The 17,848-nt window shown below is 32.9% G+C and carries 17 protein-coding genes; all 17 read right to left on the bottom strand.

Going from position 1 to position 17,848, the window contains the following annotated elements; all coding sequences use genetic code 11:
* Positions 1-5: 5 nt before the first annotated feature.
* The 17 genes from PG914_RS06630 to PG914_RS06550 all read right to left on the bottom strand — a co-directional run bounded on the left by PG914_RS06630 (position 6) and on the right by PG914_RS06550 (position 17,658).
* Positions 6-785, bottom strand: coding sequence for an endonuclease I family protein (locus tag PG914_RS06630; RefSeq protein WP_488823010.1), 780 nt, complete (start codon positions 783-785; stop codon positions 6-8).
* Positions 786-874: 89 nt separating this feature from the next.
* Positions 875-3,454 carry an InlB B-repeat-containing protein gene (locus PG914_RS06625; protein ID WP_488823008.1) on the bottom strand — a complete coding sequence of 860 codons (2,580 nt, stop codon included), beginning with the start codon at positions 3,452-3,454 and terminating at the stop codon, positions 875-877.
* A 15-nt stretch (positions 3,455-3,469) separates the two neighbouring features.
* Entirely contained in the window at positions 3,470-3,592 is a 123-nt protein-coding gene (locus PG914_RS06620) for a hypothetical protein (RefSeq protein ID WP_488823006.1), read from the bottom strand.
* A gap of 194 nt (positions 3,593-3,786) precedes the next feature.
* On the bottom strand, positions 3,787-6,330 hold the full coding sequence (locus PG914_RS06615) for an immunoglobulin-like domain-containing protein (RefSeq protein ID WP_488823005.1): 2,544 nt from the start codon (positions 6,328-6,330) through the stop codon (positions 3,787-3,789).
* Positions 6,331-6,495: 165 nt separating this feature from the next.
* Positions 6,496-6,912 (bottom strand): S24/S26 family peptidase, encoded by a 417-nt coding sequence (locus PG914_RS06610; protein ID WP_488823003.1) that lies wholly within the window; start codon positions 6,910-6,912, stop codon positions 6,496-6,498.
* 3 nt (positions 6,913-6,915) lie between these two features.
* Complete coding sequence (locus PG914_RS06605) at positions 6,916-7,179, bottom strand: PqqD family protein (protein WP_488823002.1); 264 nt, start codon at positions 7,177-7,179, stop codon at positions 6,916-6,918.
* 1 nt (position 7,180) lies between these two features.
* Positions 7,181-7,984, bottom strand: a complete 804-nt coding sequence (locus PG914_RS06600; RefSeq protein ID WP_488823000.1) for a hypothetical protein — start codon at positions 7,982-7,984, stop codon at positions 7,181-7,183.
* 97 nt (positions 7,985-8,081) lie between these two features.
* Positions 8,082-8,534, bottom strand: coding sequence for a hypothetical protein (locus tag PG914_RS06595; RefSeq protein ID WP_488822998.1), 453 nt, complete (start codon positions 8,532-8,534; stop codon positions 8,082-8,084).
* Positions 8,535-8,828: 294 nt separating this feature from the next.
* Entirely contained in the window at positions 8,829-9,377 is a 549-nt protein-coding gene (gene nusG / locus PG914_RS06590; RefSeq protein ID WP_488822996.1) for a transcription termination/antitermination protein NusG, read from the bottom strand.
* Entirely contained in the window at positions 9,377-9,799 is a 423-nt protein-coding gene (locus PG914_RS06585) for a preprotein translocase subunit SecE (RefSeq protein WP_488822994.1), read from the bottom strand. Before PG914_RS06585 ends, nusG begins: the two co-directional genes overlap by 1 nt.
* A gap of 13 nt (positions 9,800-9,812) precedes the next feature.
* Entirely contained in the window at positions 9,813-9,962 is a 150-nt protein-coding gene (gene rpmG / locus PG914_RS06580) for a 50S ribosomal protein L33 (RefSeq protein ID WP_488822992.1), read from the bottom strand.
* A gap of 139 nt (positions 9,963-10,101) precedes the next feature.
* Positions 10,102-10,560: a sigma-70 family RNA polymerase sigma factor gene (locus PG914_RS06575; protein ID WP_488822990.1), complete on the bottom strand. Its 459-nt coding sequence runs from the start codon at positions 10,558-10,560 to the stop codon at positions 10,102-10,104.
* Positions 10,561-10,653: 93 nt separating this feature from the next.
* On the bottom strand, positions 10,654-11,346 hold the full coding sequence (rlmB, locus tag PG914_RS06570) for a 23S rRNA (guanosine(2251)-2'-O)-methyltransferase RlmB (RefSeq protein ID WP_488822988.1): 693 nt from the start codon (positions 11,344-11,346) through the stop codon (positions 10,654-10,656).
* 47 nt (positions 11,347-11,393) lie between these two features.
* On the bottom strand, positions 11,394-14,045 hold the full coding sequence (locus PG914_RS06565; protein ID WP_488822986.1) for an HAD-IC family P-type ATPase: 2,652 nt from the start codon (positions 14,043-14,045) through the stop codon (positions 11,394-11,396).
* Positions 14,038-14,427, bottom strand: coding sequence for a Mini-ribonuclease 3 (locus PG914_RS06560; protein WP_488822984.1), 390 nt, complete (start codon positions 14,425-14,427; stop codon positions 14,038-14,040). Before PG914_RS06560 ends, PG914_RS06565 begins: the two co-directional genes overlap by 8 nt.
* On the bottom strand, positions 14,418-15,722 hold the full coding sequence (cysS, locus tag PG914_RS06555) for a cysteine--tRNA ligase (protein WP_488822982.1): 1,305 nt from the start codon (positions 15,720-15,722) through the stop codon (positions 14,418-14,420). Before cysS ends, PG914_RS06560 begins: the two co-directional genes overlap by 10 nt.
* A gap of 58 nt (positions 15,723-15,780) precedes the next feature.
* On the bottom strand, positions 15,781-17,658 hold the full coding sequence (locus tag PG914_RS06550; protein WP_488822980.1) for a DUF2779 domain-containing protein: 1,878 nt from the start codon (positions 17,656-17,658) through the stop codon (positions 15,781-15,783).
* Positions 17,659-17,848: the final 190 nt, after the last annotated feature.

Raw genomic sequence — 17,848 nt, 5'->3', positions numbered from 1 at the left:
AATTACTAATTAAAATATAGTGAAACTAGCTCTGGATGATCAATAAATGGATTTCTATTATGTTGTATAGATTGAATTCTACCATTTCTAACAACCTCAAAATCATTTACTTCATCTTGTTGATGCCACTCTAAGAACATATTAAGTGTGCCAACTAAATTAATATTTAGGTTATATCTAATACTAATGTATAGTACAATTCTAGCGACATCTCCAATATGCTCATCACCTGGATAGAATTTACCACTGGATAATTTCCATGAACCACTTCCTGGTCCAAATGGATAATTACTTCTAGTATTATTAACTTGCATATTGGCAGCTCTTAAATTGTGTAGATCGTCATCTGGTGCACTACCAAGTAAAGATTCTGGCCATGTATGTTCTCTATTACCATACGTACCTAAACCAGTATATATTAAATAATAAGAACCTTGCCATGCATCAACTGTTTGAACTTGTGCAGTTGTACCAGTTGCTGAACCTGTATTTTTAATTAAATTTCTTAATGCTGTTTTTAAAGATTCTCCTGAAAGTCCATTTAAACTTTCATAATAGCCTTCATATGTTCCAGGTAAAGGTGCATTAGATACTTTAATGATTAGTATTAATTTACCTTCATTACCTGCTTCATCATATGCAATCCAAGCTATTTCATAAGTACCTTCAAGATCAAATAAATACTCATTTGATACATTATCATAAAATATAGATATCGATGATGTATCAGCATAAACAAATTCTAAATCACCATCTACATTATCTGTTGCAGATGCAACAGGCAATGTAAAACTAGCCCCTACCGAAAGTTGAACCGGACTTGAAAAGTCCGGTTCTATTGTAATTATTGGTGATATGTTATCTTCGGAAGGGCTTAAGCCGGGAAACCGTATACTTTCACATTATCAAAAGTAATACCATTTCCTGAATTACCAGTTCCGGATAGTCCAAATCTTATATATATTGGTCCCGATACAAAATCTCCTGGTAAATCATAAACATATTCAGTAGCTGAAGTTGTTAATATAAATTCTTGTTCACCAACCCAATTACTTGCATCTGTTGAATACCAAACTTTAATATTGAAACTACCTTGGTTTCTTTTTGCATCAAAAACTACTCTGGATACATTACTTAGCGTGAAATCTGTGGTTGCTGTTCCCCACTTATTCTCATTTCCACCAGTACTATACCATCTAAATTGTACTGAATTACCTGATATAGCTGAGTTTGTAGAGACGGTCCCAAAGAACATTATCCATTCATTTCCAGCTGGTCCTTGTTTTACATTATTTAATTGATAACTTGAACCTGCAGTAAAGCCTGTTTGGAAATCTGTTGAATATATTAATTGCTCTGTTGGAACACTTGATTCCTCGAATAATGCATAAACTATAGTGTTTTCAACTATTGGAGTGTTGAAATTAAACTCAATTGTAAATGTGTTATCAGTATACCAACCTTCAAATGTATGACCTAATTTAGTTGGATCATTTTGAGGTCTTGAAACTAATGATCCATCCGCTACGATTACAGGACTTATAACTGTTCCACCATCAGTATCAAATGTCACAGTTCTCTCTTGTAACCATTTTGCATAAAGTACCATATCATTAGTGATTGGTGTTGCAAAATTGAATTTAATCGTTAATTCTTGATTAATATACCAATCATCAAAGAAGAAACCTTCTCTTGTTGGATTAGCCGGTTTTGAAATTTTAGACCCTTCAATAATGTCTTCAATCGGAGAAACCAAAGTTCCATCATTCGATTCAAATTCAACTCTAAAAAGATTAATTTCTGTAAATTTAGCATATAAAGTTATATGTTTACTTATTTCTTGTTCAAAATCAAACTCTGTCGTAAATTCCGGATCTATAAACCAACCATCAAATATATGAGAATATTTTACTGGATCAACAGGTTTACTTACTTTCTCTTTTGCAATTACTGGGATATTTATTACTTCATCATCATTTGCAAATGCAACATTATAAATCTTGCTATTAACTGATTGATAAAATTGTATATTATCAATATTCAATCTATTTACAGTAGCAACGAGTTGAATTTTCACATTACTTAGATTTACTGGAATTTCAAAAGTCTTAAATGTAGATTCTAAATCAAGATTCTCTAATAGTGTAGAGTTACCACCACTAATTGCATACACAGACAAATTAGAGTTATTCGCAGAACCATAATATTTTGCATCAATTGAAATTGAACTAATAAACGGTAACGCTTCTTGCATAGTTAATGTAGTACCCTGTCTACCATCAATTCTGGCAATATTTGACCCTTGATCTGGCGTGATGTTCATATCTTGACCACTTGCATAATTCCAAAGAATTCCTGAATTACTACCCCCGTTAGTCACTTCCCAAAGAAGACCATTTACTATACCAAGTGTAGTCGTTCCATTTTTAATATACCCTGTTTGAGTTCCAGATTCAAAATCTACATTATAAATTCTTGAATCTGCAATTGCAAAGTTATTATCAGAATAAACAACTGTTCCATTTGAGAACTTAGCATAAGCTCTAAAAGTAGTAAATTCACCTTCTTCAAAAGATCTTAAGAATTCACTATTAGCATTCATTGCTGTCGAAGGAATTGCTAATGCATTTTCAAATGTTAATACTTCTGCTTCGTCGCTTGCTAAAATACCAAATTCAACTAATGTTAGACCTGATTTTTCAACATAACCTACAAATGATTGATGACCTTCACGAATACCTGATACGTTAAATAGGTATACGCTTGGACCAGTAACTTCTTCACCTTCATATACTGCAGTGAATTCAACATCCACTAAAGCTGTGAAAGCAAAGTTAGGATTAGCAGATACGAATTGACCATCTGCATCAGCCCAATATTTAAATGTTTCTAAATTATCAGGAGTTAATGTAACTACTTGGTTGTAGTTAGGTTCTACAGGACTAGCAGTACCACCGTTAACATCAACTAAGATAACATCTGCTTTAGCTGTGTAACTAGCAATAAATACTTCGTTATTTCCAACTAAAGCTAGTGATAACCAACCAGCAAATTCTAAACCTGGTTTAGTTGGTTCAGTTCCATAAAATTCAAGTTCTAAACCATATTTAGCTTGTAGTACTTTACCATTAGTATCAACATATACTGCTGATGGATTTTCCCCATCTGCAAGTACCATTGTTACATAAGTAGATTCCGAGTTAATAAATTGTCTTGAAGCCGCTGTGCTAACTTCTGTGTTGTAGATATGATATACATATCCTTCTAATCCAAAAGTAACATCGGTAAATGATCCATATGCACTTGGAACTTGAACTGCAGGTGTAACACCATCTTTTGATACAACTTGTATCGAAAGGTTAACATCACCTTCTGCCGCGAATGCTGGCTGTGTGTACACACCAACAAACAATAATGCTACGAAACTTAAAAATAAAATAGCTAACTTTTTCATTTAGTTTCACTCCCCTTAGAATATTTCTTCAAAGAAACCGACGCCATTTGCTCCTGAAATAGCAATCGAATCTTCTGTAGAAAACTCTACAACTTCTATCATGGGTACTTCGTAAATCTTTTTGTTTTCTGTAGACATGACAAAAATAATCTCCTTTTTTTTACATATTTTCCCATCTTTAAATCTAGTGTAACATACAAAGTTATAAAAATTGTTAAATTCGATAATATTAATTAATATAATTAAAGTTATTTTCATTAAGAAAGCACTTTCAATTGAAAATCATGAAAAAAGGGGAGAGTTCATAACTCTTCCCTTTTGATTTTAGTTAATTATAGCCATTCAATTGGAATGTAGTAGATACCAACTTTGATAATAACAAAGATATCAGTACCTGGATATGCGCCATCTTCACCCCAAGTTGTTGAATAAACAAGCATTGAAGATGTTGAGATTTGTAAGTATTCAGCAAGTTCTGCTAATGTTGTGAGTGGTTCTTCAAATGATTGGTTATATGCATCAGCAGCTAAGGCTGCATCTGATGCAATTAAAGTCATATCTAATAAAGCACCTTCATTTTGATAGAACAAATATGAACCAAATTGAATTGCTTCTTCTGCATCTAAGAATAAATCAATTGCATCTTGAACTTCATAAGTTGAACCAGTTTTACCAACAAATACTAAAAGAATTACATCATCAGAAGCTGTCACGATATATGCTTCAACTGAATCAACTTCAAATGCTTCTGCATAATCAGCAAGTGTATAACCTGCATAGTATTGTGAATAAATTGTTGTATCAGCTTCTTTAGATACAAAAGTCAATTCATAGTCAGCAAGTAAAGCATCAATAGCAGCTTGTGCAGTTGATGCATCAGTTGATCCACCACCATTACCTGGTGTAACTGAACCATCTGAATTAGACCACTTGAAGTTATCAATAACCATTTGTTGGTTACCATCAGCACCTGTAGCATAGATTTTAACTGTAACTGAACCAGTTAATACTGGACCAGAGTAAACAAATGTATGAACAGTATTATCAGCACCTGAAGCATTACCAAATACTGGTAAATCATAAGTTGTTGTTTGACCATTTACAGTTACATCAACTTTATAGTTTCTAGCAGCATTTGATGTAAACGCCTTGCGGTATTCAAATGAGAATCCAGCTAAACCATTAGGGAATACACCTTGTAATGAAGATGGTTCATTTGCGCGACGTAATAATACACCAGCACCATCAATCGTGTAATCATCTGATGGAGCAGTTGCATTCATAGCATGTACCCAAGACCAAGTAATACCTTGAGCTGAGTAAGTACCATCTGAATATGTTGATGAATTAGTTGATAATGCAGATGCACCAGAGAAGTTTTCAGTGTTATCATATACACCTGGTTGTGGATTATTACCACCTTCACCTGGATCAGGATCACCACCACCAGGACCTGGATCTGGGTTTCCACCAGTACCAGCAGTACCATAAACTTTCATATCATCTACTACAAGTCTTGCAGTATTACCAGTGCCTTGTTGTCCTTCTACGTAGAATCTAAATTCATTAGATGTAATATTTGTTAATGAGAATGCCTTCATTACAGCAGTAGCATTTTCAGCTTTTAAGTCAACTAGAGTTACCCAGTTGCCGCCAACTTTTTGTTGGAATAGAGCTGTTGTTACATTTGCTATATCAGCATCACCCCAGAAACGAGCGTTAAATTCAATTTTAGTAATTGTTCCAGCTAATACAAATGAAACATATGCATTAGTTGATTCAGTTGCTGAACCACCTGATAAGACTAAACCTTCGCCACCTTGTGCAGTGTTTGCACGACGTTTACCGATCTGTACAGATTGGTTATTAACTTGGTTAACTAAGTTACCAGTTAATGCTGAATCTGAATATCCGTGGTTAAGTTCAGCAGGTTCGAATGTGAAACTATAGATTAATGTACCAGTACCTGGTTCTGGATCGCCGCCGCCAGGACCTGGATCAGGATTTGAACCAGTTGTTCCGTATACTTTCATATCATCAACAACTAATCTTGCAGTATTACTAGTACCTTGAGCACCTTCAACAAAGAATCTAAATTCATTTGAATTTAATTCTGTTACTTCAAATGCTTCCATAACTGCAGTTGCATTTTCAGCTTTAAGGTCTATTAATGTTACCCAGTTACCACCAACTTTTTGTTGGAATAGAGCTGATAAAACATTAGCTAAATCAGCATCACCCCAGAAACGAGCATTAAATTCAATCTTAGTAATTGTGCCAGCAAACACGAATGATACATAAGCATTTGTAGCCTCAGTTGCTGAACCACCTGATAAGACTAAGCCTTCGCCACCTTGAGCAGTATTCGCACGACGTTTGCCGATTTGGAATGAACTGTTATCAACTTGGTTTACTAAGTTACCAGTTAAGTTAGAATCAGAATAACCATGGTTAAGTTCTGCTGGTTCAAAAGTAAACTCGTAAAGTAGTTTATCGGTCGGTTCTTCTCCGCCACCACCAGGAGTTTTAGCTTTAACATTTAAGTCAAATACTTTTGTACCTTGTTTATTATCTAATGTAACAATTGCAGTAATTTTAACTGCTTTATCAGCATTAGGTTGATTTACAGTAGCTAAGCCATTTGAGATTGAAACAGTTGCTGTATCGTTAGATAACCATGCAATTGTTGCATCTCCTTCTGCTGTTGGAACATTAAAGTTCTTAGTAACAGATGTAAGTGAATCCCCTTCTGCAAATGTGATCGCAATATTATCAGCAATAGCCTGAGCTGGGTTGCTGTTATCTACTGGCGCATCACACGCAATAAGAAGGAATGAAATTAAAAATAATGTGACAAAACTTAATAATTTCTTCATTGTCTTCCCTTTTCTTGTTTTATTGTGTTTACCCATAATGATAACATAATTGTGTATATTTTCACAAACATTATTATGAATAATAAACAATATTCAGTATATGTAATCTATTTACACGGGTTTTATAAAAAATAAGCGCAAAGTGTATTTAACCTTGCGCATGTTTTATTTTTTTATGAATTTAAGTAATATCCTTCTAATTGGTGTGAAAAATAACCAAACCTTAAACTTAAATTGATAGTTTTTTATCTTTTTCCCATTTGTTTCAAAGTCAATTACTTTAGCATGAATCAAATCTTTAGTGATAACTTCTTTTCTAAAGGCACCATCACCTCTAATAATGACATCATTGCCTTTAATTTTTATGATTCTATGAAGGATTGTTTGACCTTCATAATCAAAGAGTACAACATCATGCTTTTGATACTTTTCTTGTTTTTTTAGTGTGACAACTGTTTTATCATGTTTATAAAAGGGTAACATTGAGTTACCCATGACTTTAAATTCTACTTCTTGATTGTTGTTAAGATGTTCAATAACTAGTTTGAACAGTTCTTTATTATCAACTTTAACAGTCTTCAAATATTACTCCAAGATATTTCTTTCTTTTAAAATACTTACAAATTTTAATACATCAGCAGCGGCTTGTTCATATGATACATCATATGCTTCTACTAACTTTTTAGTTAACTCTTCTGGTGTTGTATCTTCCTTTAAGTTTTCAAATAAGAACTTACCTGTTTCATTTAAAGTTAACATACCATGGAATTTAACTGCTTCTTGCCCAATAGGTACAACAATGATTTGATCACCTACTGTTTTTAATACATATTCACTTTTGACTTTCATATTATGCTCCAAAGATTTTTTTCTTAATGGTCTTAACTGCATTTAGTGATAATGATGCATCTAAATGATAAATAGGTATTTGATTCATAATCACTTCGAATTGGCGTAGAGAATTATCCCATAGTGCTTCTTCTTGTGGGCGTAATGTATTTGATATTAAATGTTTTAAGGCTTCTTTATTATCTAGGGTAGTTACTTCATCTGTAATACCTTGTTGAAGGAATACAATGGCTTTTAATGGTTTCTTTTCATTTGTATTTGAACTGTATTGGCCACTAAATGGTGCACCATATACATAAATACCATTTTCTTCAACTTTTAATAAAGGTTTATCATCGTTAACCCATGATACATCTTCACCATAAAGTTGTTTCCACATTCTAGCGTGTGTTGATTTACCTGTACCAGAAGGTGCAGAGAATAAAATAACATCACCTTTATAGCTGATTGCTGAACCGTGCATTGGAAGTAATCCATGACGTTGTGCAAGTTCTAAGAATACCATACCGGTATATACATATTCAGCGGTAGCCACATCTTGGAATGTATCTTCATCAATCCAGATTTCAATGTTCTTATATCCTTCATCATATGTCATATATGATTTAACACCTGAAACACTTTTTGAGAATATTCTAAATAAACCAGATGTTGGCGCATCAAGAGTTTCTTTATATCTTACAACAATGGTATGATCTACAGGCTCATCCCCTGTATATAGATATGCTTCAATGTTGTTCTTAAAATATTTGTCGTAGGTGTATTCAAAGGCAATTTTAATGCCTGCAATTTCGTATTTTTTCATATCCTCACCCATTTCTTTCTATAACAATTATAACATGTATAAAAAATGAAATACATTTTTAATAAATGTAGTGCAAATATTGGTAAAAATATTCACATTATTGAATATCAACTTTAAATAAATCGCTCCAAGTTAGGACATTTTTTTTATATGCTTCAGCCAATCTTTTCCATTCATCATTATTAATTAGATCGTGTTTAAGTAATATATGATTATAAAGTTCAATCAGTATTTCAAATATTTCGATGAATGTATACTTGCTATCATCATTAAAAGCATGCGATAAATAGTTTCTAGCATTAATCAATTTTTTCCACTTGCTATTACTTAAACCTTCTTTAATTTTCTCTTCGTGAATCTTTCTAGCAGCAATGATGCTCATATGAAAAACCGTTCGTAATAATGCGATAAAAGAGCTGTGTTGATTAACAAACTCTTTCCCTTTTTCAATGCCATAAAGTTCAAGATTTTGCTCATATTGATTATAAATAAAAACTAATTGCCACATAGAAATTAAAAATTCAAGTTCATTAATATTTAAATTATCCATTCTGTCCCCTTTTTTGATGATTTATTTCATTATAGCATCTAACTTTAAAGAAAATAAATTATCAAATCCGATATAATATTCAACAAAAAAGACATATTTTAGAGATAGTCTTTTCATTTTGATTAATTGGAGTCTCTTCTTGTAACGAACAAGATATCTATCAAATATTTAATGATTACTGCCAAGAACATTACAAGAAAGACAATAAATACTTTATATGCATCTATATAATATGGGTTATTACTAAAAAATAAAAGCCAAATCATAATTGACTTGGCTAAGTTTTATAAACTATTACGCTTCTTTAAATTGATTGAAGTTAATTTCAGTTGGAGTTGCTCTACCGAATACTTCAATATCAACGATTAATTTCTCTTGATCGTTATCTACACCTGATACAACACCAGTTTGACCTTCAAAGGCACCTGATATAATAACAACTTGTTTACCAATAAGGTATTCATAGTTAGGTTTAGACATAATACCAACCTTAAGTAGAATTGGTTTGATTTCTTCGTCTAATAATGGAACTGGTTTAGTACCACCACCAGATGAACCTAAGAAACCAGTTACACGTGGGGTATTACGGACAACAAACCATGAGTCGTCTGTAACTAACATTTCTACAAAGACATAACCTGGATAAACTTGGCGAATCTTTTCTTTATCCTTGCCGTCTTTTGTCTTTTCAATATATTTTTCTTCTGGTACGATAATTTGGAAGATGTAGTCTTGCATCCCCATAGAATCAACGCGTCTAGCTAAGTCTTCTTTTACAGCATTCTCATAGCCAGAGTAAGTTTGAATCACATACCAGCGTTTTCTTGGAGCTTTTTCAGCCATTATCCGATAACCTCTGTAGTAATCCAGATCATAGTTAAGTCAAGAATTGATACAAATACTGTAAAAATTAAAACGAAAATGATAACTCTTACTGCATTATCTGCAAATTCGGCCCAACCTGCCCATGATATCTTTCTTAATTCTGGGAATGCTGGTAAGAAGAATGGATAGATAACAAGTGCTAAACCTAAGATAGCAATGACTAGTACAGTCCATGCGAAGATCATGTCATTAGGTGAACCACCTAAAACTGGGAAATCAGCTGGAATGTGGAAACCTTGTACATTACCAATGATCATAACTGCTAGAGCAGCTGTAATTGTAGCAAGCACGCCTAAGATTAATGACTCACCCTTATATTCAGTGGTTAAGATCTCAAGTAATTTGCTTTTTGGTTCTTGTTCTTTTTGTTTAATAGCCATAGTCTATATACTCCTATTTACTTTCTTTATGTAGTGTGTGTTTGTTACAGTGTGGACAGAACTTGTTAAAGTTTAATCTATCCTTAGTTGTTGTTTTATTCTTTGTTGTTGTGTAGTTTCTTGATAAACATTTGCTACAAACTAAAATTATTTTTTCTCTCATTAAAAAACCACCCTTTGAGCGTGGTCTTATGATGCACTATTATTGTACAACAAAACCACATCTTTAGTCAATGCGAAATAATTATAACATACTTTAGTATGGTTTTTAAGACTTTTTTCTAATTACACGAGAAAACCCATTATTTAAGTTGATTCTCTTCATTTTCTCTAATTTTTAGCTTAATTCTATGCAATGCATTTTGAATTTGCTTCTTATCTTTCTCTAACATGATAGCTATGCTATCTTCAGTAAAATGTTCTATAAAATATAAATCAAAGACTTCTTTTTCAAATGGACCAAAATAGATATCTTCTGCTAGATAATCAAAGACTGGTTCAACCGGTTTTTCAAAGAAGTTTTCATTATCATAAAGTACATATTTAGGTGACTTATCCTTTAATTGAATAAATCTTCTGAATAAAATGAGTTCATAAAACTTAGTAAAGGTTTTACCTACATCTTCATTAAAGACTTCAATTGTTTGAAGAAGAGCTAAAACCCCTTCTTGATAAAAATCTTCAATATCTTGTTGTTTGACATAGAACTTATAGATGTTTTTATAAATAAGAGGGCGGTATTTATCAATGATTTCTTGCAAAACCGTCTCCTCTCTATTTTGTTTATATAGATAGATTAGTTCAAAATCATTGACCATGATAACCGCCCTCTTTATTTAATTATTTATTTTTTATTACAATGTTTCATATAACATTAGTGCACATGCAACTGATACATTAAGTGAGTTAACTTTACCCTTCATCGGAATTGAAACTAGTAAGTCACAACCCTTTTTAACAAGTGGTCTTAAACCTTCACCTTCATTACCCATAACAATGACTAAAGATTGATCTTTCGGCATTTGTTTATAGGTCTGTGTTGCCTCACCTGCAGTACCAACAATTAAGAATCCTAAATCTTTTAGATTTAACATCGCTTGATATAGGTTACCAACTTGAATCATTTTGACATGTTCAATTGCTCCAGCAGATGTTTTAGCAACCGTTCCAGTTAGTGGCACTTGGTGTTTCTTAGACACGATGACACCTGCAACATTAGTTGCTTCTACAGAACGTAAGATTGCACCTAGGTTGTGTGGATCATGAATTTCATCTAACATTAAGAATACTTGTCGTTCATCCTTTTTTAGGACATCTGATAACTCTACATATTGATAAGGTTTAACTTCTGCCACAATACCGTTGTGAACGCCATTATCTGTTAGGTTATTTAATTCACCTTTATTAACTTTTTTAAATGAAACTTTATGGTACTCTAAAAACTCTAAGAACTTAGTGTCTTGTAGTTTTTCATCAACATACATATTGTAAATTGGTCTTTTATTCAAAACCGCTTCTTTTATGACGTTCTTTCCGTAAATAATCATATTTTTTATAAAATCCTTTCAAAAAAGCGCGTGAGCCGCGCTTCTTTTTATTTCATATCAGAGATGACAGATACTGTCTTTCTAGCTATAATCTTTAACCACTTAATAATATTGGTTAGGATATACATCATTGGATATGATGAGTAGACAAGTACAATTAATAATAAGATTTGTGGTAGTTCAAATGGTGTTGAACGTGTCACATTTTGAATTTTAAAGATTGGTGTGTATTCCAGTAATTCTGGTAACAAGAAGATTGCAAGAATTGCAAGCGTTAATGTACCAAAGAACATGACACCACGTTTCACATTCAGTGGGCGTGATACTGTAAATAACACCATGAAAGCAGTTGCTGTTGCTGTAATACCAATTAATGATGCAATCCCTTGTTCACCAGGTACTGTTGTAATATCAAGACCTAATGGCCAAGCCAGTGCATAAATAATTAATGCATTAATTAAGACAACGAGTGCACCAGGAAGTGCATCTTTGACGATCTTAGATAAGAATTTACCAGTAATTCTAGTATTGTTATATTCAAGCGCTAAGACAAATGAAGGGATCGCAATAACTAAGAATTCCATAATTAATAAATGTGAAGGTTTTAATGGATAAACTGCATCATATTCCATTAAACCACGAATAATAACTGTTAATGATAATAAAATTGTAAATAAAGTTTTAGTTAAGTAAAGTTTAGAAACTTTAGAAATGTTATTAATAACTCTTCTACCTTCACTAACAACTTTAGGCATTGATGCGAAGTTAGAATCCATTAAGACTAAGTGAGAAACGTTACGTGCAGCCTCACTACCTGATGCCATAGCAATCGAAGTATCAGCTTCTTTAAGCGCTAGAATGTCATTGACACCATCGCCTGTCATCGCAACAACGTGACCATTATTCTTCATTGATTCAATTAATAATCTCTTTTGGTGTGGAGATACTCTACCAAATACGGTGTATTTGTTAGCAACTCTCACAACTTCTTTATCACTCATACCATCAAGTGAAATGTATTGTTCTGCGTTATTAATACCAGCACGTTGAGAAATTCTAGATACTGTTAATGGGTTATCTCCAGAGATAACAACAACATTAACGCCATTATCTTTAAAATATTGGATTGTATCTGCTGCATCTGGACGAATGGTATCTTCAATCATGATTAAAGCAATTGGTGTAACCTTACCAGTAATTTCTTTACCAGTAATTGATTCATCACTTTGAGCAATGACTAGTACACGGTATCCTTCATGTGCTTGTTTTTCAACTTCTCTTGAAACTAAATGATATGAATCTCTTAAGACAAACTCTGGTGCACCTAATGCAAATGTACCAAATTTATCAAATTCAACCGCACTATATTTTCTAGCTGATGAGAATGGGATTAATGCTTTATGACGAATTCTCTTTTGAAGACCAAATCTTTCAGATAAAGCTTCACTTGTTAAGTTAGAATCATTTTGAGCATTAAGCATTGCAGATACTAATTGTTTAAGTGGTAAACCTGGAACTTGTTCATATTCAATCACTGACTTAACAGTCATTGTACCATCTGTGATAGTACCAGTTTTATCTAAACATAATGTATCAATACGCGCTAACATTTCAATACAGTATAATTCTTGGACCAAAGTTTGGTTTTGACCAAGTCTCACAACCCCTACTGCTAATGCAACAGATGTTAATAAGAATAGGCCTGATGGAATCATACCTAACATCGCACCAGCACTCTTTACAATGTTTGGTCCGATAAAGGCAGGATCATTCCATTCCCCTGGAGCAAGATAATAAAGAGTTAGACCAATTGGGATAATGATTGCGCCAACGATTGTAATAATTGTCTTTAATGATTTAAAGATATCAGATTTTGGTTTCTTATATTTCTTAGCTTGGTTTGTTAATTTTTCAATATAAATGTCATTACCAATCGCAGTTGCTTGTGCATAACATGTTCCAGAAATTACGAAAGATCCAGAATATAATGTGTCGCCTGCTTTTTTGATAATTGGGTCTGATTCACCAGTTAATAGTGATTCATTAACTTCAACTGAACCTTCTCTAACAACGGCATCAACAATAATTTGTTTACCTGATGCAAGTCTAATGATGTCATCAATAACAACATCTTCGATTGCAATTTCTTGTTCAAGTGCATCACGTACAACAACTGCAGTTGGGGCAGATAGTAGTGATAACTTATCAATCATCTTCTTAGCGTTAACTTCTTGTAAGATACCGATGATCGTGTTAATTGCTGCAATTAATAGTGAGAAAGTTTGCATGATTGATGCACCACTCCAAACAAGTAGTACAACAATGGCTAAAATAAGCATATTGAAAAACGTAAAGACGTTACTTACAATAATGCCACCGACAGTTTTAGTTGAACCTTTTTCAGAAACGTTCACTAAATGTGCTAATTGACGTTGTTCAACATCGTCAGTCGTTAAACCTTTTAGAACTTCTGGGTTATATCTTTCAACGACAACATCGTTTTTAGATTTAACACGAGAAGGCAGTTTAGCTTCTTTAGCATTTACTTTCGGTTGAATTAAGCCTAAAGGATCCCCTGTCATTTGTAGCGGTTCATCTACAACAACAGTCTTAGGACCTTTTTGTTTTTCGCGTTTTACTTCTTCTTTATTTGCATCCTCTAACAATGCAAGTAATTCATTCTGTGAATTCTTAGCCATGATTTTCACCCAACTTTATCAAACTAACACCAATTTTAATTAATTCGTTACAACGTTCTTCATTGATTTCAGATAAATACCCTATCAAGCTTTCAAATCCGGTTGCTTGTTGGTAAGTTACCATATCCATGTTTTTTCTTGAAAAATGTGCTGCGTTACGACCTTTTTTGAAAGCTTCTAATTCAGTTTCTGTTAATAAGTTATTTTCAAGAAAATGCTTCATCATAAACTCTTGTGCTTTACTTGATGATAATTTAACTTTAAGTTTGTGTAATTGGTCAACTTTGGTGTAGCCGAGTGACAATAAATACTTTCTTACCCAAAGTTCATAATATGCATCGCCTAGAAAGGCTAATGATAAACCATTCAAAATTAAATCCATCCTTTTTCACTTAAGAGTTTTCTTAATGTGTCTGCCTTAGCAAAATCTTTATTTAATCTTGCTTCATTCCAATCCATGTAATGATTTAGATCTTCTTTCGTTGGTTCATTGATTACTGGTGTAATCCCTAAGACGTTTAAGATAACTTTAAGTGTGTTGAAAATCTTCTTATCTTCACTCTTGTTAAGTTCTTTAACTAAACCATCTAGTAAGGTTACAACCATTGGTGTATTGAAGTCATCATCCATGTATTTGCTGAATTCTTCAATTGAACCATCAATTGAATCTTCCTTAATATCTTTTAAGATAAATTGGAAATTCCATTTATTAAGTGTATATGATATTTTATCATATGTTTTTTTGTATTGTTCCATTAAATCGCTTGTATAAGAGATTGGCGCACGATAATGGTGTGCTAAAAGCATTAAACGATACACATTACCATCGTAATTTTGTAATAAATCCTTAATTTTCACATCATTCTTTAAAGATTTACTCATTTTAATGTTTGCAAGATCGAGTCTACCAACATGCATCCAGTACTTAGCTAAATGATGATCATCATGTGCTAATGATTGTGCAATTTCATTTTCATGGTGTGGGAATTTTAAGTCAAATCCACCACCATGGATATCTAGTTCTTCACCGTTAAAGAGTTTGTTGTTCATAACAACACATTCAGTATGCCAACCCGGGCGACCAGCACCCCAAGGTGAATTATACTTAATGCCTTCTGTTGTAATCTTCCATAATGCGAAATCAACAGAATCTAATTTGTCTGTTTCATTATCAATACGAACAGAACTTCTTAATTCTTCAACTTTTTGGTTAGATAAAACACCGTAGTCATTTAATTTTGAAACATCAAAATAAACACCACTTGGTACAGAATATGCATAACCCTTTTTAATTAAATCGGAAATGAACTCAACCATTTCTTCAATATAGTCGGTCGCATGTGGTGTTTCATCAAAAGGTTTAGCACCAATTTTTTCAACCACATCAAAGAATGCTTTAGCATATTTAGCTGCTACTTCTTTTTCTGAAATACCTTCTTCAATCGCACGATTAATAATTCTATCATCCACATCTGTGATGTTAGATGCATAAGTAACATTAAGCCCACTAAATTCTAAATAACGTTTTACCACATCAAAAAAGACCACAGGACGACCATTTCCAATATGGATATTATCGTAGACTGTCGGTCCACAAACATACATATTCACTTTATCTTTGTGTACTGGATGGAATTCTTCAATCTTATTTGATAGTGAGTTATATATTTTTAGCATGGGATCAATGACCTTTCTTCTACTTATTATACAATAAGTGAAGACTTTTTACGAACAATTACGCCATTTTTCTAAATGCGTCTAAAATTGCTACCATTGCCCAAGTATCTTGTTTACAATAAGCTACTAACGCGTTATATTTTCTTTCAAATTCAGCCTTACTCATTCTTGGAAATTTTGCATAAGTAACTAGCGCTGCAGTACCATTTCCAATCTCTAAATTTTTATAACTTAGACTAGGAACAAAAATCGGTAAAACCTTCTTAATTGAATAAGAGCCTTGTAGATCTTCATGATAGTAATTTAATGAATCAGAGTCGCCTAACCCCCAACGTTCATAGATCTTATGGAATGAGCCTGTTAAGATATACATTAAGTCAAATGTTCTTGTTATCATATCGTCTAATTTGGCCTTATACTGCGGAAAATAGGCAGCAAGTTCTTTCATTCTAGACTTTTCAAATGAGTCGTTCCAAGCAATAACTGTACCCTTATCACCAATTAAATCTACCATAGCTTTACATAGAGCTTCACGTTGGTCTTTTTCATCTGTAGCAAGGTAATAATAACTATCTTTATCCTTATCACAGACACCTGGTTCATGTTCAATATGAAGGTTAAATTGGAATAGACTTTGCGTATATGGCTTTTCACCTTTAAAACGTGGAAGTGGACATGGGAATGACTCAAAATCTAAGTGGTATAACGGATATTCCATTTTAGATATGATTTCTTTAATTCTTGATGAGTTAACGAAAGGTTTATGTGAATCTACCACATTATACTGAATTTGATTGATTGGTCTTTTTAACCAGCCATAAGGGACATCTAAAACTGTCTTCATACCTTCTTTGATTAAATCTTCTGTTGAATGTTTGTGGCCTGATTCATCTACAAATCCATGATGATTATGTTTATAGGTGAATACCGAGTTTTTCTTTGGAATATGTCCATAACAAATATCATGGAACATACACTTAAATTTGCCTTTTCTAGGGCATAATGGTCCTGGGTTTTCAAGATCATAAGTCATATGATCAAGACGGTCTATGACAATATCTACATCACTTTGGAAACTTCTCATGAAACGCGCTGTAAGGTCGGTAACATCAATCATTTTAACCACGAAGTTATCGTTATTAATATCCTTTTCAAAGTCAGGTTCACCATCTGCTTTATAGACGCCATCAAAGATATATGAATTGTTTAACACCGATAGAAAATAACGAACAGGTTTGTTCACCTTTTCTCCATGTTCTAAAACAAATCTTTGATAAGTTAAGTCATAGATGTAACTGCCTGCATCGTGTAATCTGTTTAAGATTTTATCGATTGCTTTATGGTAAGCCTCATCTACTTCATACCCGATTGCTTCTCTTGTCATTAAGATACCATCTGGTGTTGACTCAAAAATAGGGTATCTTTCCCCATCTAGTGATTTATATGTAAGCTTTAAGAATTTATTGGTTGTCGTTGCTTTAGATTCTATAATGTGGATTGCTTTATCAGTTTCTTGATATCCATCTAAGAATGAATAGAATTTATAATCCCCAATTTCAGCTTCAACCATCTTTTGTTTTTTGGTATCAAAGTCATGAATGACTGGTGCTTTATATATGTGTTCTGCATATATTGCAGATAAGGTTTCTATTTTCTTATAGTATGGCATCATGACTTCAAGTTGTTCATCTGGAAGTGAAATCTTATCGACTTCGACTTCTTCGCCATCTTCGCCTTCTGTTTCTTCATACATAGATGCTAAAAACATCTTGATGTTTTCTTTATTTTCTTCTTCCATTAAGTCAGATAGATCATCCTTGAAGGCTACGGTTGCACCTTCACGCTTTTTATAGATTTCAAATAGTGGAAAAAATCTAGGACAGTTAATCCCATTAATAAATCTTGTTTTAGATATCTTGTTAATTAACTTTGACATATTCCACCTCGTTAGTTACTATCATTATATTATATAATGGCTCACCTTTGAAAAGAAAAGTCACACCTTTACGATGTGACTTTAAAATTTAAGGTATTTAAAAAAGATGGAGGTTTAATGTGTACTTTCCAAAAGATGGAGGTACTACCTCCTTTTTTTTGAAAGCCGCGCAAAAATGAATAAAAGAAAC

The sequence above is a fragment of the Acholeplasma sp. ORD1043 genome (assembly GCF_057808485.1).
This window is presented reverse-complemented; position numbering and strand designations above follow the sequence as displayed.